The organism is Marinifilum sp. D737 (assembly GCF_026672275.1).
Classification (GTDB): Bacteria; Bacteroidota; Bacteroidia; order Bacteroidales; family Marinifilaceae; genus Marinifilum.
The window spans coordinates 291,677-312,538 of the sequence record NZ_JANQCD010000001.1 but is presented as its reverse complement, the minus strand read 5'-3'; the positions used below and the strand labels follow the sequence as shown (position 1 = coordinate 312,538).

General features: G+C 34.5%; 11 protein-coding genes. 1 reads left to right on the top strand and 10 read right to left on the bottom strand.

Annotated features, from left to right (window positions below; all coding sequences use genetic code 11):
• Window positions 1-2: 2 nt before the first annotated feature.
• The 8 genes from NQ163_RS01490 to NQ163_RS01455 all read right to left on the bottom strand — a co-directional run bounded on the left by NQ163_RS01490 (window position 3) and on the right by NQ163_RS01455 (window position 18,187).
• Window positions 3-1,847, bottom strand: coding sequence for a 2-oxoacid:acceptor oxidoreductase subunit alpha (locus tag NQ163_RS01490; protein WP_268188544.1), 1,845 nt, complete (start codon window positions 1,845-1,847; stop codon window positions 3-5).
• A gap of 456 nt (window positions 1,848-2,303) precedes the next feature.
• Entirely contained in the window at window positions 2,304-3,746 is a 1,443-nt protein-coding gene (locus NQ163_RS01485) for a RagB/SusD family nutrient uptake outer membrane protein (RefSeq protein WP_268188543.1), read from the bottom strand.
• Between the two features lie 59 nt (window positions 3,747-3,805).
• Window positions 3,806-6,865 (bottom strand): SusC/RagA family TonB-linked outer membrane protein, encoded by a 3,060-nt coding sequence (locus tag NQ163_RS01480; RefSeq protein ID WP_268188542.1) that lies wholly within the window; start codon window positions 6,863-6,865, stop codon window positions 3,806-3,808.
• Window positions 6,866-7,493: 628 nt separating this feature from the next.
• Window positions 7,494-7,724 (bottom strand): DUF6261 family protein, encoded by a 231-nt coding sequence (locus NQ163_RS01475; protein WP_268188541.1) that lies wholly within the window; start codon window positions 7,722-7,724, stop codon window positions 7,494-7,496.
• Between the two features lie 464 nt (window positions 7,725-8,188).
• Window positions 8,189-9,697 (bottom strand): RagB/SusD family nutrient uptake outer membrane protein, encoded by a 1,509-nt coding sequence (locus tag NQ163_RS01470; RefSeq protein ID WP_268188540.1) that lies wholly within the window; start codon window positions 9,695-9,697, stop codon window positions 8,189-8,191.
• A 17-nt stretch (window positions 9,698-9,714) separates the two neighbouring features.
• Entirely contained in the window at window positions 9,715-12,867 is a 3,153-nt protein-coding gene (locus NQ163_RS01465) for a SusC/RagA family TonB-linked outer membrane protein (RefSeq protein WP_268188539.1), read from the bottom strand.
• Between the two features lie 531 nt (window positions 12,868-13,398).
• Window positions 13,399-14,901: a RagB/SusD family nutrient uptake outer membrane protein gene (locus tag NQ163_RS01460; protein ID WP_268188538.1), complete on the bottom strand. Its 1,503-nt coding sequence runs from the start codon at window positions 14,899-14,901 to the stop codon at window positions 13,399-13,401.
• A gap of 19 nt (window positions 14,902-14,920) precedes the next feature.
• A complete protein-coding gene (locus tag NQ163_RS01455) occupies window positions 14,921-18,187 on the bottom strand; it encodes a SusC/RagA family TonB-linked outer membrane protein (protein ID WP_268188537.1) in 3,267 nt (1,088 codons plus the stop codon).
• Window positions 18,188-18,642: 455 nt separating this feature from the next.
• Between NQ163_RS01455 and NQ163_RS01450 the strand changes: the two genes are divergently transcribed.
• Complete coding sequence (locus NQ163_RS01450) at window positions 18,643-19,176, top strand: gamma carbonic anhydrase family protein (protein ID WP_268188536.1); 534 nt, start codon at window positions 18,643-18,645, stop codon at window positions 19,174-19,176.
• 224 nt (window positions 19,177-19,400) lie between these two features.
• Here NQ163_RS01450 and murI read toward each other — a convergent pair whose 3' ends face one another.
• Together murI and NQ163_RS01440 are read right to left on the bottom strand one after the other, a co-directional pair.
• Entirely contained in the window at window positions 19,401-20,228 is an 828-nt protein-coding gene (gene murI, locus NQ163_RS01445; protein WP_268188535.1) for a glutamate racemase, read from the bottom strand.
• A gap of 91 nt (window positions 20,229-20,319) precedes the next feature.
• Window positions 20,320-20,835, bottom strand: coding sequence for an OmpH family outer membrane protein (locus tag NQ163_RS01440; protein ID WP_268188534.1), 516 nt, complete (start codon window positions 20,833-20,835; stop codon window positions 20,320-20,322).
• Between the last annotated feature and the right edge of the window lie 27 nt (window positions 20,836-20,862).

The window sequence follows — 20,862 nt, the reverse complement described above, 5'->3', positions numbered from 1 at the left end:
GATTATTTCTCCTCCAATAATTGATTAAACGTCTCTTTCAATTCTTTAACAGTAAATGGTAAACCTTGCAATTTGTTGTATTGCTGGAATTTAATATCCTGGAAGTTGCTTCTTAAATATTCAGCAAACTGTCCGTCGTTCAATTCACAAACGATAACTTTCTTATAACGCTTTAATACCTCTTCTGTATTTTTTGGTAATGGTAAAATGTAGTTAAAGTGAGCCAATGCAATGCTCTTGTCTTCTTTCTGAAGCTCACGAACAGCTGTTGTAAGGTGACCATATGTTCCACCCCATCCAACAACCAAAACATCAGCATTTTCTTCTCCTTTAACAGGAAGATCCGGAATAAAGTTAGCTACTTTTTTAACTCTTTCAGATCTTATATCAGTCATTACCTGGTGATTTTCCGGAACGTATGACACAGTACCTGTAACATCCATTTTTTCCAATCCACCAATTCTATGTTCTAATCCTTTTGTTCCAGGAACAGCCCATTTTCTAGCCAATTTCTCTTCATCTCTGGCATATGGCATGTAATCATCACCTTCTTTTGCCAAAGGAACTGTAATTGGTGAAAGATCTGCCATTTTTGGAATTCTCCATGGCTCTGCACCATTTGCAAGGAAACCATCCGTTAAAAGAATAACTGGTGTCATGTGCTCCAATGCAATTTTACTTGCACGGTATGCATATTCGAAACAGTTTGATGGTGTACTAGCTGCAATAACAGGCATAGGACACTCACCACTTCTACCGTGAATCGCTTGCATCAAATCTGATTGCTCAGTTTTGGTTGGCAAACCTGTTGAAGGACCTCCACGCTGAACGTTTACAATTACCAATGGTAACTCAGTCATAACCGCTAACCCAGCAGCTTCTGTCTTCAATGCCAAACCTGGACCTGAAGTTGTAGTAACCGCAAAATTACCAGCGAAACTAGCTCCAATTGCAGTACAAATACCAGCAATCTCATCTTCGGCCTGGAATGTTTTTACACCCAAATCTTTACGAGCTGCTAATTCTTGTAAAATTTCAGTTGCAGGAGTAATTGGATATGATCCACAGAATAGTGGTAATCCAGCTTTCTCGGCAGCTGCAATAAGTCCCCAAGCTGTTGCTTTGTTACCTGTAATGTTACGATAGGTTCCTTTCTTAATTTTAGCAGGAGCTACACTGTAATTGTAAGCTAATGCTTCAATTGTTTTTGCAAAGTTGTAACCTGCACGTAACACTTTCTTGTTACCATCAACCACCAATGGGTGCTTCTTAAACTTGCCTTCAATAAATTCTTCGGTATGCGCCAATGGACGATCGAACATCCAATACACCATACCTAAAGCAAACATGTTTTTGCTTCGAAGAATACTTTTCTGATCCAGTCCTGAATCTTTCAAACACTCTTTAGTTAAAGAAGTGACTCTAGCCTTAATCAGATTGTAATCCGCTAATTTATCATCTTGAAGCGGATCTGAATCGTAACCTGCTTTCTCAAGGTTTCGTTCAGTAAAACTATCCTCGTTCACGATGATCGTTCCACTAGCTTTTACCCATTTCAAGTTTGCTTTCAGTGCTGCAGGGTTCATTGCAACCAACACGTCAGCATAATCTCCAGGTGTATTCACCTCTGTATGCCCAAAGTGCAATTGGAATCCTGATACCCCTCCTACTGTTCCTTGCGGAGCCCTAATTTCTGCAGGGTAATCCGGGAAAGTAGCTACATCGTTCCCAAATAATGCGGAAGTATCGGAAAATTGAGTTCCTGTAAGCTGCATACCGTCTCCGGAGTCACCAGAGAATCTAATTACAACTTCTTCCTTTTCAATGACTTTTGTCTTTTGACTCATGACTGTTTTAATTTAATCTCAGATTAAATTTTTTTGTTTTTTTAGTTTATTGCTGTTGAATTTCATTAAACCAAGTAAACCACCGTTTACATGTTATTTAACATGGTAAAGGTAGCGTTTCCCCAATTTTAGACAAGAAAAAAAATGAAATTTCGCTTACTTTTTGCAAACGTTTGTATTATAAAAAGTTACACTTAACTTATGTATATAAATTAGTCTGATTTTTAGTTGATTAAGTCTTAATAAGCTTGATCTTGAGTGACCAAAAGGCAATAATTTTAACACCTTTGAATGGAACTGCATCCCCCACTCAACTCCTAAATTTAAGATTTTGATAAATCATCCTACCAGTTACTTTGAAAGTTGAAATAAGTAATGTATTTACTCAGTAAAACACTATAAATAAAAAGAGGCTACCATATGGTAGCCTCAAATATTAATTATAAGATTACTGATTTACTCAGCATAACCAGGGTTTTGCTGAATATTATCATTAACATTCAACTCAAGTCTTGGAATTGGTTGAATTGTTTTGAAATCGTTATATGCAATATTCATTGGTGCAACAACCAGGTGATCATCACCAGTTCTAACAACATCCTTCTTATTTCTCATTAAATCAAAGAATGCGTGTCCTTCACCAATAAATTCTTTTCTCTTTTCTGTAATGATTCTATCAATGTTGATATCACCAGCAGCAAGTACATCTGATTCGTTAGTACGAGCCTCGATTACAGTGTTGATCAAAGTTGCAGCTTCTGCAGCGTTACCAGCATTTACTTTATAAATTGCTTCAGCAGCAGTAAAATACATTTCTGACAAACGAATTAGGTGCAAGTTATTAGCAAATTCATCAGGATACTTAATACATAAGTAATCCGTTCCAGTTATGTTACCGTCATCGTCTTTATGCACATCTTCCTCAATTGCCTTAATACGATCATCATTAGCATTTGAGTACAATAGATCTTTAAATGATAGAGTAATCATCATTGAGCTGTAACCACCTTTACTCCATAAGTATCCAATACCTTCACGGCTTGGGTTATCATCATCAGTATTGATTAATGAGAATAAAGCTTCTTTATTGTTGTAAGCGCTAGTCCAGCTTGCTTGGTAATCACCGAAAGGAACCAATGAATAATTGCTATCAGCAATTACTTCTTTTGCAAGATCGTAAGCCAATTGGTTGTCACCATTAAAAAGGTAAACTCTAGACAAAAGAGCTTTCATTGCAGTTTTGTTGAACCATCCTTCTGTAGCAACATCTGGCATTAATTCAATTGCCTTAGTCAAATCGTTAATTACGAAAGCATAACCTTCCTCAAGGTTTTTACGAGCTGGTTGCTCATCTTTTGTAATCACGTGATCAGCGTGTACAATACCTAATTCCGCAGCTGGATTATCAACTGAAGATGGAACTCTCGCAAAAATTTTCAATAAATCAAAATGAATTAAAGCTCGTAAAGCATAAAAGTTAGCTTCAATTTCTGCTTTTTGAGTTTCCTCTTCAGCACCATCAGCTACCATTTTATCCATGTTCGCAAGTGCATTGTTCACTGAAACCAAACATTTGTAAGGTTGAGTCCACATACTTGAGTTACCAGCCTCAGTTGTTTCAGTATATCTGTACATTTCATCATCACGCTTGTTGATAGCTGAAGAACGTACATCAGTTGCTTTTAAGTCACCATAAACAATGTAATTTGCTCCATAATAAGAGCTACTTTGCATCAAAGACAATACACCATTTACTGCATTTCTACCATCTTTAACGGTATTAAATGCCTGGCTATCCTCTAACTTATCCGTTGGAATAACATCTCCCATCCATTCTTCTGAACATGACATCATGCCCAAAGACAGAAGAGCTCCTAACATTATAATATATCTTTTCATCACTTTTCTTTTCAGTTAATTTAAAATTTCTTTATTAAGAATTTTGATACTCAATTCCTTTAGAATTTAACTTGTAAACCAAAGGTTACAGTCTTCACTGGTGGGAAGTCAAAGTTATTCAATACTGTACCTCTTGAAGTTGTTTCTGGATCAAAACCATCAATTTTACTTAAAGTCCATAGGTTAGTTGCACTTGCATACAATCTAACATTAGTTAAACCAACTCTAGAAATTAGATCTGTAGGAAGACTATATCCTAAGTTGATACTCTTCAAGCGCAAGTAAGAAGCATCTTCCAATCTACGAGATGAGTTGTAATGAGTATTCTGAGGACTTGAATAAACTACTTTAGGTAATTTAGCATTTGTGTTGGTTGGAGTCCAGTAGTCTTTTAACTGCTCTTTAGTTACTGCTTTGTTAATGCTAGCTCCATCGTCAAAAATCGAATAATAAGGATCGATATAAGCGTCTCCACCAAGTTTGAATGTAAATAAGAATGATAAATCGAAATTCTTATATGAAATACTGTTGTTGATAGATCCTGTTAAATCCGGGCTACCATCACCAACGATTTTCTTACCTGCATAACGAGTTTCTTCAGTAATATCCCACTGTCCATCATTATCTTTGTCTACTCTCTTCTCATCTTCAAGAACATACCACTGTCCATGCCCGTTCGCTGGGTTAACACCTGCCCAATCTCTCATATAAATAGAGTTGAAAGATTTTCCTTCTCTAAGAATGTATGGGAAATTATCAACATTATCACCACCTTCTAGTTTGTCGATAGTGTTTTTATTATGAGCAAGATTTAATCTTGTAGTCCATGAGAAATCGTCATTCTGAATATTAGTAGAAGTAATGCTAACTTCGATACCTTTGTTAGTCATTTCACCTACATTATCCCAATAGTATCCAAATCCAGAAGTTCTGGTTACTGGCACTTGTAGTAACAAGTCAGAAGTTTTTCTGTTGTAGTATTCAATTTCAACATTTAAAAACTCGAAAAGACGTGCTTCTGTTGCAATACTTAAAGTATTGTTCTTTTCCCACTGTAAGTCCGGGTTAGCAATTTGTGAATAAGTTGCACCTGGGATACCGTTGTAGTCCTGACCATATGAATATAGTCCGTATGCACCAGTCCATGATGATGGCAACGTACCATTTGCACCATAAGAAGCTCTTAATTTCCAGTCATTAACGAATATTACATCATCCATGAATGCTTCTGAAGAAATTCTCCAAGATCCTGAAACAGAGTAGAAGTGTCCCCAACGGTTGTTGCTACCTAAACGAGAACTAGCATCAGTTCTATAACTGAACGAAGCGTAGTATTTGTTATCGTAGTTGTAGTTGAATCTTGATAATACAGACTGCATTCTATCACCATCTGCATTAAAATATGCACCTGTAGGCTTGGCAGCAACGTCAAGACTTTGCTTCACATCATTCGGAAAGTTTTTACCTTCAGCATACATCATTTTATCCTGAAGTTTTTCTGCTTCGTAACCAACTAATAAATCAATGTTATGAACATCTTCAATAGTAGTTGTATAGTTTACGATATTAGAAGTAGAAAGCTTAAGTCTTCTCTTATTCATTTCATAAGCATAACCATCGTAACTTTCACCATCCTGAGATTTAGGCGACCAATACTTAGAACCGTACATCTGAGTAAAGTCCATACTATTGGTCGACTTAAATGTTAAACCTTTCATCAAGTTCAACTTCAAGTAACCTTGGTTAGCCAATGTCCAAATGTCATTTTTATTTACATTCAAACCTTGCTCTTTTACCAAGTTTGGCTTTTTACCTCCTTCAACTTCAGCATAAGAACCATCAGGCTTAGTAATTGGAGTTAACTGATTTAGGTAAGTTCTAGTTGCATACATTGGGTTCACATAGTAATATCCATTTGTAGGAATTACATTTTGCTTCATTCTTGACAAAGAAGTGCTGAATCCAAACTCAATTAAATCATTTGCTTTGTGATCTAAATTCAATCTACCAGAAGCACGGTTGAAATCAGAACCTATAGCTACACCTTCAGTTTCAAGGTAACTTAAAGAAGCAAAGAATTTTGTTTTTTCGTTACCCCCAGCTGCAGAAAATTCTACATTTTTAGTTGTACCTGTTCTGAATAGTGCATCATCCCAGTCATAATCAGAATCTGGTCTGTTTGGATCATATTGGCTAAAATACCCACCAATATCACTTAATGCCTTTGTTTGCGCAGCTTCTTCAGACATATCTTTATACTCAACAAGGTAATTCTTGTAACCTAACACTTTATAATCAAATGCTTCTTTTGGTGTAGCTAACTCTAATGTTTTAACTGCGAAATCAGAGAACCCCATTTCTGATTTAACAGTGAACTGAGTTTTACCTGCCTTACCTCTTTTTGTGGTAATCAAAACAACACCGTTAGCAGCACGAGAACCATACAATGCAGCCGCTGCAGCATCCTTCAAAATGGTCATGCTCTGGATATCGTTTGGATTCAAAGAAGATAATGCTCCTAAGTTTGAGCTTGATCCCAAACTGATATTATCATTGGTCAAAGCAACTCCATCAACAACATACAATGGTTCATTAGAAGAGTTAATCGAACCAATACCTCTAATTCGGATTGAAGATGCAGAACCAGGCTGACCTGAACCGCTGGATACTTCAACACCTGATGCCATACCAGCCATTGCCTGAGTTACAGAAACCACAGGTTTACTAGCTAATTCATCAGCTTTAACTTGAGCAGCAGATCCAGTAAAACTAGATTTTTTTGCTGTACCATAAGCAACAACCATTACTTCGTCAACACCAATGGATTCATTTTCCATTACAACGTTTAAAGTTGAACCAGTAATAGCTACTTCTTGTGTAGTCATACCTACGAAAGAGAAAACCAATACATTTTCACCTTCTGGAACATTTAAAGAGTATTTACCATCGAAGTCGGTTGTGGTACCGATGGTTGTACCTTTTACAATTACGGAAACGCCAGGAACAGACAAGCCATCTTCGGCTGCAGTTACCACCCCTGAAATTTCTCGACTTTGAGCTAGAACGCCCTGCAATCCTACAAAAAATAGGATTAGCATCGAAACTAAACTTTTTTTCATAAATTTTTAGTTAGTGGTTAATTAACAATTAATACACATCTATATGTAAATTCTATAAACTAATTTCCCCATTAGAATTATAGAAAGCATATTCTCCCTTTAGAATATTTTTTTTTAGAAAAGCTGAATAAAATAAAATACCCCTAAATTAAATATCCAACTCTCAGATTTCGATACCCCTACCAAATCTGAGGCGTCAAAAGTGTAAAAAATTCTTAAAAAATCAAATCTTTTTTTTTTCAAACTTTTTAATTCTAAATAATTGTCTTTAAACTCACTTACAATATAAAAGCTTTTTGTTTATAATAGCTTACAAATTAAAACTCAACTACCATACTGATATTCAACCTTGTTACTTAAATCGTTTGCGTAGATAAATCTTATTAGAAAAATACAAGCTTACAAGTGTTAATTTTTTTTCAGCCTTTTTAATATTTAGATTCAAATTAAATCCAAAATGGTCTCCATATTCTTAATATATAAATGCATAAAAAAGAAGCTATTCTGATAATTAAACAGAACAGCTTCCTATATAAAGTCAACTAGCTAAAACTCCCTTATTTTCTTGAGAATGGTTTCGATATTGAAATAAATTTAAACTTACTGATATGTTTTAATTCCTTAATATCTACTTTTGATTTACCAGCAATACGTTCAATGTTGGTTTATTAATTCGTTCATCTCTAAGTTCATTCCATAAAGTGAGAAGTGATTGTTGTGCAGATTTTAATTCGTTATGCCAATCTGCTAGCAATAAAATGGGAATTGCCTCTTTGATATCCTTACTTTCATCCAATTCAAGAATAAGATTATTTAGCAAAGAACTTTCTTTGGAATAACTATTGTCGTGAATTAACAACCCATAATTTTCTTTGATTCTTCATAACACTTCTGCGGTATTCTGCCAAGATTTGTTGTTTCTAAGTATGCAAGCCTCTAAATGTACTTTTATGGCTTTAAAAACAATTGTTACGCACATAATCCACTTCTCATATCAGCTCAGTTTTACCAATAACTCGTTCGTGCCCAATTGATACTTCAAGATTTAAAAGGTACATTTAGTTTATTGAGCCATATTCTTAATTTTAAAGGCTCTGTATCCACCCCAGAAACAATTGCGATAATGTTCTCTAGTTAATTGGTAGCTATAATAGCATCTGCTTTTTATATTAGCTAAGGCATTATTGATGTATATTACAATTGTAAGGGGAAACTATTTTGAAGGCATATATTGTATGAGTTTTTGAAGGAATTTACAACAAATTAAATACAAAAAAGGGTTAACCAATATCGGTTAACCCTTAAAATTTATTAATTTATTAATTAATTAGTTTTTTCATAGCTATCATTGGCATCCACCTCATCTTTTGGAATTACCCAATTCCACTCGTCAGTACCTGAGGCTTTATAAAATGTTCCTGCAGTTAACGAATTTTTGTGATTGGTTTCCACTTCAATACCATTAACAGTTTTAGTTCGTCTATCTAAATCTAAATTTAATCTCTTCAAATCGAACCATCTAAAACCTTCACCCCAAAGCTCAATTCGACGGTGTAGTAATATTTCTTCAATCAAATCTCCACCAGTTTTCGTACTTTCAGTGTAATCAGCATCTCTGGTTGACACTAAATTAAATAATACTTTAGCAGCTTCACTTGATTTACCAGTCTGTCTAGCTAATGCCTCAGCTTCTATTAAGTACATTTCCGCCACTCTCATATTTGGAACAGCAACTCTACTGTCTGCATTACTAGGTGCAATAAATTTCTGACTAGTATATGGAAAACGCTTATGAATTGATAATAGTTCAACATCTGATGGTAAATCTGCATGAGTTCCATCTTCAGACCATAATTTCTTTCTCACATCAGTATCTGAAATTTGGTGATATAATACTGAGTAAATTGAACGAGGATTACCACGAATCGCAGATGAACTAAAGTTACGTGACATATAAGCTCCAAAATTCGCCCACTTATCAGTTTGATCTTCCTGAATAACAGAAGCCCACATGCACTCTTGGTTAGGATCGACTCTAAAACCGTTCGCATATGTATTAGCATCCATTAATGAATATCCATCTTGTGCCTTTTTTGCAAAATTTGCAGCTGTTTCATATTCTCCCATTGTTAGAGCAACACGCGCTTTCAAACCATAAGCAACATTTAAGTCTAAATGTGATACATTCTTTCTCACATATCCATCCAATAGAGTTATTGCCTTATCAATATCAGCATTAATTTGCTCATAAACCTTTCCAACAGTTGAACGTGCAATACCTTCTTCGCTTGATTCTAAAACAAGAGAAACTCCTAATTGATCATTCGCAGTACCTTTTACGTATCTTCCACCATAAAGCTGAACCAAATTATGGTAACACCAAGCTCTATAAAGTAATGCTTGACCTTGAATAGCTTTTCTATCCACTTCTGGTCCTTCTGCATTATCCATACCATTAATTAATGGATTCGCATTCGCAATAAATTTATAGAACATTTTAAACGGAAATTCATTGTAGGCACTAGTTTGACTCACATGAGATTGCCATTTATATAAACCAATATGCCATTGACTAGCATTGTACACTTGATCTTCGCCCATAATATCAACGTTGATATAAAAGGCCCCAATACCACCCATACCTTGGTAATCATATCTTTCATACAAACCTCTGTGTATACCATTCAATGCAGCCCATGCATTGGTCGTATTTTTTGTAGCATCGCCTCCACCAATCTTATCAGTTGGATTTTTATCTAGGTAGTCATCACTACAAGAAGCTAATCCCAATAGTGCTACCAGTATATAGATTAAAAAATTATATCTTTTCATTATCTTTTTTTTTCGAATTAGAATTTAACATTCACACCAACAGTGAAAACACGATTTGGTGTATAAGCATTCGAAGTAGTTCCATCAAAAGCTTCCTGACTTTGTAACCCTTTACGCTTATTTTTCAACCATAAATTTTCACCACTCACGTAAAGTCTTAATTGAGATAAACCTAAGTCCTTAATCATATCTGATGGGAAGTTATAAGCCAAATTAATCTGTCTTAAATTTACATATGATGCATCAACTAACCAACGATCAGATCTAGCATCAAAACTTGAATTATTAACTGGATCCATTCTAGGTACATCTGTAATATCACCAGGTTTTTGCCAACGCTTCAAAATATCTCTATGTAAAGCTTGCCCATATGTACCAGAACTCATCAAATCCTGATAATTGTAATCAAGAACTTTTCCTCCTACCGAATAAGTCATCATAACACTTAAATCAAAATTCTTATAAGAGAATGTATTATTTAATGAACCAAAGAAATCAGGAATTGCACTACCCGAATAATGATATTTTGCATTATTATAATCAGGTGTAACTGCAATTTCATCAGCTGTACCTTGATTTAGTATTCTAACACCAGCTTTTGTTGCATCTTCTGCTACAAATAAACCGGACCCATCAGTAGGGTCAACACCATACCAGTCTCTTAACCAATAATCATATCTACTGTGTCCAACAGATAACTTTTTACTTCCTGAAATAATTTCATCTTGTGGAAGCTTTTTCATCTCATTTTTATAGCTTGTTACATCTGTAGAAATTGTCCAACGCAAATCATTATCAATTGGAGTATAAGATATTCCAAACTCTATACCATGGTTCACCATTGTACCAATATTCTGTTTGGTAGATTCAAAGCCTGTAGACATTGGGGTTGGAACACTAAATAATAAGTTTTTTGATTTTCTATGGAAATATTCAATACTACCACTTAATTTATCGAAAAGCGCAAACTCTAAAGCCACATCAGAACTGATATTACTTTCCCATTCTAGATTTGGAGCTCCTAATTTATCAAGTATAGTTCCTGGTTCTGAACCATTGTTTTTTCCTAGAGAAGCTAATTGCTGATAAATGTAATAATCCTGATAGCCATCACTATCTGTTGTTCTATCGTTTCCAACACCACCAATAGAAGCTCTAAACTTCAACATGTTAATCCAAGTAAGATTCTCAATGAATGATTCACGGTCAATTCTCCAACCAATACCTGCTGACCAGAAGTTACCCCAACGTCTGTTTTTTGCAAAACGTGATGTTCCATCTCGTCTGAATGAGGCTGAAAGAAGATATTTACCATCATAATCATAGTTCAATCTACCAAAATATCCCTCAGTAGTATACTGATCCTGTGATGATTCCAATGAATTAATCGTTACAAAATTGATTAACTCGTGATTACCATCCAAAATTTGTCCATTCTTATCTCCATTGAAATCATCAATTTTTAACTTGTATGATTCATGACCTAACAAAACATTAAAGTTGTGAACCTCATTCAGTGTTTTAGTATAATTTAATAACTGGTTTATATTAACACCTGTTCTTTTTGAATACTGTTTAAACAAATATCCGCCAGGAGCACCATCTCCAACCTTATCATTCCAGTATGCAGTATTGTAATAATGACGTTGATCAATACTTACATTAGCTGTAAATTTTAATCCCTCAATAATATTTACATCTACATATGCCTTTGCACCTAAAGTTGTAACCTCTTCTTTATCCTTATTCCATTTTGTTTCGGCAACAATGTGGCGTCCATTATTCGCATCTGTAGGTCGAGTGGTAGTTACATCATACACTTTATTACCATTCTCATCCAACACGTATGATCCATCAGCATTATGTTGATGAATAGGGTAAATTGGGCCCATTTTTCTAGAAAAACCAAACGGATTTACGAATGAACTATTTTGAGTGCTTTTAGCTTGAGCTAGATTTCCTTTTGTTAATGCTCCATTTAAATTAAAACCTGTTTTAATACGATCATTTACCTGAAAATTTACTCTTGCTCTACCTGTGTAGCGCTCAAAATCACTCTGTATTACATACCCCTCTTCTTTTAGATACCCCATAGAAACATAATAATCTGCTTTATCGGTTGCTCCTCCGTATGAAAGGTCATAATTCTGTCTTTTCCCAGTTCTGGTAATTGCATCTTCCCAATCTAAATCATCACCATACAACAATTTAGCATTAGGATTTATTTTTCCATCAACACCTACTATCGCATTATTCGCTACATCAAAAGGATTTGACATTAACTCATCATAGATATCATTTGTAGCTTTCAAATTAGCAGCTGCTAGTTTATCTGGATCAGTACCTGAATACTCTCCATTTCTATATGCTTCCCACATAATAGGATAATATTCATATGGATTCAATCTACTATATTCTTTTTGAGCACGTGACACAATCCCTGAAGATGCATTAAAAGAAAACTGTCCTTTTCCCTTTTTACCACTCTTTGTCGTAATCAAAACAACCCCATTGGCAGCCTTATTACCATAAAGTGCAGTAGAACCAGCGTCTTTCAAAATTGTTAAGGATTCGATATCATTTGGGTTAATTGTATTAATGCTTCCAGTAAAAGGAACCTGATCAACCACATACAAAGGAGCATTTGAAGCACCATAAGAACCAATTCCACGAATTCTAATCGAAGGTCCTGCACCAGGTTGACCACTACTTGATGCTACCTGAACCCCAGGGGTCATCCCTTCTACAGCGTTCGAAACATTACTAATTGGTCGCAAGCTAATTTCATTACTACCAATTTGAGCTGCTGAACCAACCATAGATCCTTTTTTAGCAGTACCGTAAGCAACTACAATTACTTCATCCATACCGATGGATTCAGCTTCCATTACAACATTCATTGTAGTTCCTGTAACAGCTAATTCTTGAGGAGTCATACCTACAAAAGAAAAAACTAAAGTATTCTCTCCTTCCGGAACATTGATTGAATACTTTCCATCGAAGTCAGTAGAGGTACCGATGGTTGTACCTTTTACAATTACGGAAACTCCCGGGATCGACAGCCCATCTTCGGCTGAGGTCACCACCCCTGAAATTTCTCGACTTTGAGCTAAAAGCCCCTGCAATCCTATAAACATTAGGATTAGCGTCGAAACTAAACTTTTTTTCATAAATTTTTAGTTAGTGGGTTAATTATTACATATTTAATTATATATAAATCCTGAAATCTAATTCTTACCCTATTTAGATCTCAGAAAAAACATTCTCCCTTTAGAATTATTAAAATTGAATTAAGCATGTACCCCTACTTTCTTAAATTCAATTTTGTGATTTTTTGATACCCCTATCAAATCTCATTCTCTAAAATTGTTAAAAATTCTTAACAAAATCAAATCTTTTTATTTTTCACTCCATCAATTATAAACAATTGTCCTTCAGTCTCCTTACAATATAACAGTAAATTTCTTATTGTTCCTTTCAGATTAAAACCTTATTATCATATTGATAATCAATATTATTATCTAAATCGTTTGCGTAAATAAATCTCCCAGAAAAAATAAAAGAATACATCTCTTATTTTTTTTAGTATTTAGATTCAAAATAAATACTAAACACATCTCAAAATATATAAAAACAAAAAAGCTGTTCTGAATATAAATCAGAACAGCTTTTAAAATAATAAGTTAATTACCTAATATAACTTAGTCCATGAATGGATTATTTAGAACTTCATTCTCAGGAATCTCAAAGGTAATTTCATCAGAATCGTAAGGAATAGAAGTATTAGGCTTATGGTTATGGTGAGGACCTCTTTTGCTATCGTATTTGAAACGACGAAGAACTCCATAAGATTTACCTTCACCCCACATTTCAATTCTCCACTGTAAGTTAACAGCTTTCTTAATATCTGACATATCGTAAGTTGGAGCAGTAGTTGCCTCTGTCACCTTCTCATTATTAACAACAGAAGTTACATCCTTAGCATAACGCTGTGCAATAAGATTATTTAATACCGTTTCAGCACCTTCAGCATCCCCTAAAAAGGCTTTAGCTTCAGCATTGATTAGGTACATCTCAGTAACACGCATAAAATAATAGTCTGCTTCCCATTTCTTATCTCCATCAGGTACACGATCAGAATGCCAGAATTTATAGTAAGCTAAACCTCCAAGAGCACTTCCGTAATTTGAATAAAATTGATATTTTCTAATATCATCTTTATGAATTTGATCATATAAACCTTTATCCATTAACTTTCTATCACCTGTAGTCGCATAACCATAAGTAAAATAGTCCATCATAGCAAAGTAAGAAGCAATTTTAGTTGTGTTTTCAGTGTTTACTTCAACACCCCACATAAAACCACTAATTCCAAGATCTCTAAAACCTGAATTATAAACATCAGAAGCCGTCATCATATTAGAACCAATAGCATCGATAACTTCTTGAGAATACTTCTTAGCAGTTTCAAAATCCTCCATTGCTAAACATACATAAGATAACATACCCTTAGCCACATTTTCGTCGATGTTAGCTTTTGATTCTCTTTCGTAACCTTTTAAATGAGGCAAAGTTAATTCTAAATCTTTTTTAGATTGTGTCAAAACATCCTCAAGACTTGACTTAGGTAGAGCTTTTCCTAAATCGTCGATTAAACCTAGTGGTAAAATTTTATCAGCTTTGTAAGCCCAACCTTTACCATAAATTACAGTTAACTTATAGTACATAAATGCTCTTAAAGCTTTTGCTTGTGCCCAAGTGGTTTCATTACCTTCACTTGGAGCCTCTTCGGTTCCAGAACTAGCAATTAAGTTATTAGCTGCTAAAATTACACGGTAATGGAATCTCCATGCTCTATAAGTCTGATTATTTGTACGCTTAACTGATTCTAAAAGCTCATCATCCCAAAACTTAGCATAACCACGAGAACGTATAGCGATATCTCCCGATACTATATCAGTACTGATGTCATACGATTTAATCCCAAAATCTTCATGAGCACTACTCGTTCCTCCTGTACCAGACTGTTGTAACAATGCAAACAAACCTCGTAAAGTACCGTCACTAACCAGAGGATTCTGTTTTATAGCATCTCCTAAATCAGTTTTTGAAATAGCAGAAGTTGGTGATTTATCCAAGTAATCTTCAGAACAAGAAGTTACCAAGAAAAACGCCAAAAAGATATATAATATTCTATTTTTCATTTCTTAATCTTTTTCTAAATTAAAATTTACATCTAACACCCACTGTTACAGTACTTAAAGGAGTATACTTGTACGAAGTACTTGCCCCAGAAAGAGAAGTAGTTGGATTAAATCCTTTTCTTTTAGTTGTTAACCATAAGTTATCACCAGATACCCATACAGAAGCACTTGAAAGGTTCAATGGCTTTAACATTGACATAGGTAAATCATATGATAACTTCACATTATTCAACGCTAAATAATCATTTTTGATTAAGAAACGAGTAGAAGTTGCGTTAACATTTTTATCATGACTATTAGAAAGTCTTGGAATATCAGTCACATCACCAGGCTTCATCCATCTTCCTTCGATATCTTTGTGATAATTGTTAACACCAGCCTGTTGGTTATGCATTAAAGTTGCATATTGTCCGTCATACGAATAACCGCCAATGCTATATAAGAATTGAGCCGAAGCAGTAAATCCTTTATATCTAAAATCAAGACTAACAGCACCTGCTAAATCAGGAACAACTGATTTTCCAACAAACTGATTCGTTGCATCGTTATAGTCAGTTACTTTCTCTTTTGTCAAACCAGACATAGAGTTACCTTCTTTTGCTAAATACTCTGGTAATGAAGTAACATACACTTTATCAGCTCCGTCCATATAATAATATCCGTACCATTGAGCTTGACCAGTTGCTGCATCAACACCTGCCCACTCTCTCATAAAGAAATCATAAAGACCATGACCTTTAGCTTTCGCGAAAGTACCATCTATATCAATAACTTTTTCTTTACCGGTTGAATTATCAATAGGCATTTTTGTCAATTCATTGCTATAATGAGCACCATTAACTCTTATATCAAATGATACATCATTCGATTTAATTGCATGAAAAACAGCATTAAATTCTAAACCAGAATTTAATAACTTACCATCATTTACATTCCAAAGTGCATTACCTGTTGATGGAGCTACACGTGTAGTAAATAATAGGTCTTTTGTAGATTTTCTGTAATATTCTACTTCAAGATCTAAGAAGTTAGAAATTTGAGCTTCAAAACCAGTACTAAACTGATGACTTGTCTCCCAAGTAATATCAGAATTGTTTGCTTTATTTGGAGTCAATACTAATTTACCTCCTAAATTACCAAGACTGTAAGTTGTATGCGTAGGATAATAATCACTTGTACCACTTGTAGTTAACAAGCCTTGATTACCTAATATACCATAACTAGCTTTAAGTTTTAATGAGTTGATAAAATCAAGATTATCCATAAAACCTTCCTTAGACATAACCCAAGCAAAACCTAAAGATCCGAAAGTTCCCCAACGGTTTCCTTTTGAAAAACGTGATGAACCATCTCGACGAACAGTAGCATGTACAAAATATTTTTCTAAATAATCATATTTTACCTGAGCAAAATAAGATTCTAAAGTATAATCTTGAACATATGATCCCATATTGTCCATATTGGCACCATTATTCAATTCTGCAACATCAATACGTGCAATAGTATTATTAGCAGCCCACATTACTCTTCTTTCATAAGAGCTAACTTCATGTGCAACAAAAGCACTAAAATTATGATCTTCAGCAAAAGTAGTAGTATACTTTAACAATTGATTCCAAGTATATGAAAGGTAAGAATTGTTTGTTCTATCGATACGACCTAAATTCTTGGCATCTCCATACAATGGATTCGTTAACTCCATGTTGTTTGAGTTTAGGTATTGCATACCAAAACGAGTAGAGAATGTAAGCCCTTTATACAAATCAAAATCTAACAATTGATTAAATGACATTTCATGACGAATAGTTTGGTCTATATCAAGACGAACAGCTCCCGCAGGGTTAATATCTGCAGAGTAACCTCTAATCTCTTCCCCATAACGACCAAAATCATACATATAACCACCAACTCTTTCGTCAATAATTTTATTACCGTCAGCATCTCTTTCAAATACAGGATAAAGAGCAGGAATGTTATTCACAAAACGGAAACCATTATTTGCAGCTGAAGTACTCTGACCAGGAGCATTAGATTCTGAGTATGTATACGAAAGACCAGTGCTGGCTTTCAACCATTTTTTAGGCTGATATTTCATATTAGAACGAGCAGTTAAACGCTGGTAATCTGAGTTGATATAATAGCCTTCATCCTTTAAGTATCCCATAGATGCATAATAAGTTAACTTATCTACACCACCACGGAATCTAAGGTCAGCCTGAATTCTCTTACCAGTATTGTACATATTGTCATCCCAATCTTCAGGTGTATATCTTCTGGTAATTCCAGAATAAAATTTACCTGTAGCTGGATCGATTAACTTATCGCTATCTGCATTCCACATGTTGTATACTGTAGCAATACCATTAGCCGAGAAAATATCAGCATTTGCATTAGCACCTGCAGTTGCAAGATTAGCAGTATTCCAATATTGATCTAAAGGTGTTGTACCAGCAGCTTTAATAATAGATTGATTTCTGATACCTTCCCATGATAACTCAGTGTATCTTTCTGGAGATTCGATTACATCATAAGTTGGTAACATTTTCATGTTTAAACCATACTTAAGCTCAACTTCAATCTCATTTTTACCTTTTTTACCTTGCTTTGTAGTAATAACAACTACACCATTAGCACCACGCGATCCGTAAATTGCAGTAGCTGAAGCATCCTTCAAAATAGTAGTAGAAGCAATATCTGAAGGAGAAATTGAACTTAAAGAACCATTGTAAGGAATACCGTCTACAATATACAAAGGTGCGCTACTCGAATTTACCGAACCAAAACCACGAATACGAATAGTTGCATTTGCTCCTGGCTGACCAGAAGTATTTACAACTTGTACACCCGCAGCCTCACCTGTTAGCGCTTTCGTAATTTCCGAAACATTTTTCTTTGCCAACTCTTCTCCTTTTACTTGCACAGCAGAACCAGTAAATGTAGATTTCTTAGCTGTTCCATATGCTACAACCATTACCTCATCTACACCAATAGACTCAGATTGCATTACAACATTCATGGTAGATCCTGTAACAGCTAATTCTTGAGGAGTCATTCCTACGAAAGAAAAAACTAAAATATTCTCTCCCTCTGGAACTTTGATAGAGTATTTTCCATCGAAATCTGTCGAGGTACCGATGGTAGTACCTTTTACAATAACAGAAACCCCTGGTATTGACAGTCCATCTTCGGCAGATGTAACAATCCCAGAAACTTCTCGACTTTGAGCTAAAAGCCCCTGCAATCCTATAAACATTAGGATTAGCGTCGAAACTAAACTTTTTTTCATAAATTTTTAGTTAGTGGATTAATTAATTTATTAAATAATTATTCATATATGAATTCTAAGCTTAATCCCTAGTTAAGCTATAGATAGAATACATACCCCTTTGAATTGTTTGTTTTTTTTTGACTAAACAGATGATTTATTGCACCCCTACGATAATTTTCACCTTAGTTATATTAATACCCCAATTTTTTTTAGTCGCCGCCAAAATTGTAAAAAAATGTTAAGTATTCAAATTTAATTGTCATAAATTTATTATTTTTTAATCTACTAATGAATAAACAATAACTTTTATTCGCTCTTTATTAAGATTGATTTTAATTAACAAAACTCATATTTAATTGATAATCTTTGCAGTTACGCTATCGTTTGCATAACTTTTTTTTACAACATACGCTTGCTTTAAGTATCAGATTTTATTTTGATTATATTTGTATTTATAATCAAACTAAATAAGAATGGCTATTATTAGAGATTTAAACGGAAAATCACCAAAATTTGGTAAAAACTGCTTTCTTGCCGAAAATGCAGCTATCATAGGAAATGTTGAAATGGGAGACGATTGTAGCATTTGGTATAGTGCCGTTCTTCGCGGAGACGTTCATTACATTAAGCTTGGGAACAATGTAAATGTTCAAGACAATGCTACCATACATGCTACCTATAAAAAATCACCAACCAATATTGGAAATAATGTTTCCATTGCGCACAATGCAGTTGTACATGGTTGTACCATTAAAGACAATGTATTAATTGGTATGGGAGCCGTCGTATTGGATGATGCTGTAATTGAAAGTAATTCAATTATTGCTGCTGGTGCAGTTGTTACAAAAGGAACTCACGTAGAATCAGGTAGTGTTTATGCTGGTTCTCCTGCTAAGAAAATAAAAGAGATCAGCCCTGAACTTCTTGAAGGTGAAATTAATAGAATAGCAAACAGTTATGCCATGTACGCAAGCTGGTATCAGACTGACGAAGAGACAATCGAATAGTACAGATTTATTCTAAAAAAAATAGCCTTCACATACATGAAGGCTATTTTTTTTTTAGAAAGTCTTGTAAAGTTTTAATAGTAGAAAGGTTCTGAAATTCAATGGATAATAAAATGATGCACCGAAGCATAATTCTAATTCCACCTTTACACTCCCGATAGCTATCAGGATACGAAAACTTTTATTTCAGTTGATGATTTACATTTCATTATGAAAGCTTCTGTTTAATATGATATATGTCTGGCTCTCAGGCTAAGATTTAAAAACCTGCTTGCTTTCTCCTCAAAACTATCAACAAACTCTGTTGTAAAGAACTCAATTGCTGAGTTTTTTGAACATCTAACATCCATCTCCGGGTGCCTGACCAAATAATCTTTTAAGCTATTCGCTACAATTTCACCCTGGGAAATTAGCTGAATGTTATCGGGAAGAAATTTTCGGATTTCCTCCCTCAATAATGGATAGTGAGTACAACCTAAAATTATGGTATCTATCTCAGGGTCTCTTTTTAAAATATTATCAATATTCTTTTTAATAAAATATCGCCCCCCTTCGGTGTGAAACTCATTATTTTCTACCAAAGGAACCCACATTGGGCAAGCTTCCTGTATCACCTTTATATCTGGAAATAGTTTTTTTATTTCTAAAGGATAAGAATTTGAACGCACAGTTCCTACTGTTCCAAAAACACCAACATGCTTCGATTCAGTTAACAATCCAATCTCCTCAACACTGGGTCTTATAACACCTAAAACTCGTTTATTGGGATTAATCTTTGGTAAATCGCACTGCTGAATTGTTCGAAGTGCCTTTGCCGAGGCAGTATTACAAGCCAGTATCACCAGTTCACAGCCCATAGAAAACAATTGCTCCACTGCTTGCAATGTATAATCATACACCACATCATAGGATCTTGTTCCATAAGGGCTTCGTGCATTGTCTCCCAGGTAGATAAAATCATATTCTGGTAATTCTTTTAAAAATTCATTTAAAATAGTTAGACCTCCGTATCCCGAATCAAATACACCTATAGCTTGCCTATTATTATTCATGCAATTGTTTTTTTACGATATCACGATTGGTAAAAATAAAAAAGGTGGTATTAAAATACCACCTTTCTCTATAATATCTTGACAAGAATATCTATTGAAGGCCCAATTTAGCTTTTACCAATGGCATAACATCAATACTATTATCCGAATTAAACAAGATAACACCTGTGCTAATATCCAAGATATAAGTAAATCCATTTTCAGCTCCAACATCTTTTATTGCTTTAGATGCTTTGTCAAAAATCGGTTTCAATAACTCATTCTGCGTTTTTTGTAGTTCTTGTTGTGCAAAACCATCAAAAGTTTGCATACGATTTTGAAGTTCTTGAATTTCCTTTTCCTTAATTGCTCTAACGGCCTCTGTTAAAGTTTCTCTGTCTGCAATATATGCCTGAGCTAATTTTTGATACTCAGCTTTCATTTCCTGAATTTGCTTATCGTATTCTTCAGCTTTTGCTTGAATTTGTTTTTGAGCTTGCTCTTTTTCTGGCATTATAGACAATAATTCATTTGAATTAATATGTCCTAATTTTACAGTTTGTGCAAATAAGTTAGCTCCTGTAAGAAGGAAAGTGGCTACTAATGTTACTTTTAAAAATTGTCTCATAGTATACTCAGTTAGTTTTTATTTGAT

Excerpts from the sequence above, each read along its gene's own strand:
- NQ163_RS01490 (WP_268188544.1), bottom strand. The coding sequence starts at position 1,847 with ATGAGTCAAAAGACAAAAGTCATTGAAAAGGAAGAAGTTGTAATTAGA.
- NQ163_RS01485 (WP_268188543.1), bottom strand. The coding sequence starts at position 3,746 with ATGAAAAGATATATTATAATGTTAGGAGCTCTTCTGTCTTTGGGCATG.
- NQ163_RS01480 (WP_268188542.1), bottom strand. The coding sequence starts at position 6,865 with ATGAAAAAAAGTTTAGTTTCGATGCTAATCCTATTTTTTGTAGGATTG.
- NQ163_RS01470 (WP_268188540.1), bottom strand. The coding sequence starts at position 9,697 with ATGAAAAGATATAATTTTTTAATCTATATACTGGTAGCACTATTGGGA.
- NQ163_RS01465 (WP_268188539.1), bottom strand. The coding sequence starts at position 12,867 with ATGAAAAAAAGTTTAGTTTCGACGCTAATCCTAATGTTTATAGGATTG.
- NQ163_RS01460 (WP_268188538.1), bottom strand. The coding sequence starts at position 14,901 with ATGAAAAATAGAATATTATATATCTTTTTGGCGTTTTTCTTGGTAACT.
- NQ163_RS01455 (WP_268188537.1), bottom strand. The coding sequence starts at position 18,187 with ATGAAAAAAAGTTTAGTTTCGACGCTAATCCTAATGTTTATAGGATTG.
- NQ163_RS01450 (WP_268188536.1), top strand. The coding sequence starts at position 18,643 with ATGGCTATTATTAGAGATTTAAACGGAAAATCACCAAAATTTGGTAAA.
- murI (WP_268188535.1), bottom strand. The coding sequence starts at position 20,228 with ATGAATAATAATAGGCAAGCTATAGGTGTATTTGATTCGGGATACGGA.
- NQ163_RS01440 (WP_268188534.1), bottom strand. The coding sequence starts at position 20,835 with ATGAGACAATTTTTAAAAGTAACATTAGTAGCCACTTTCCTTCTTACA.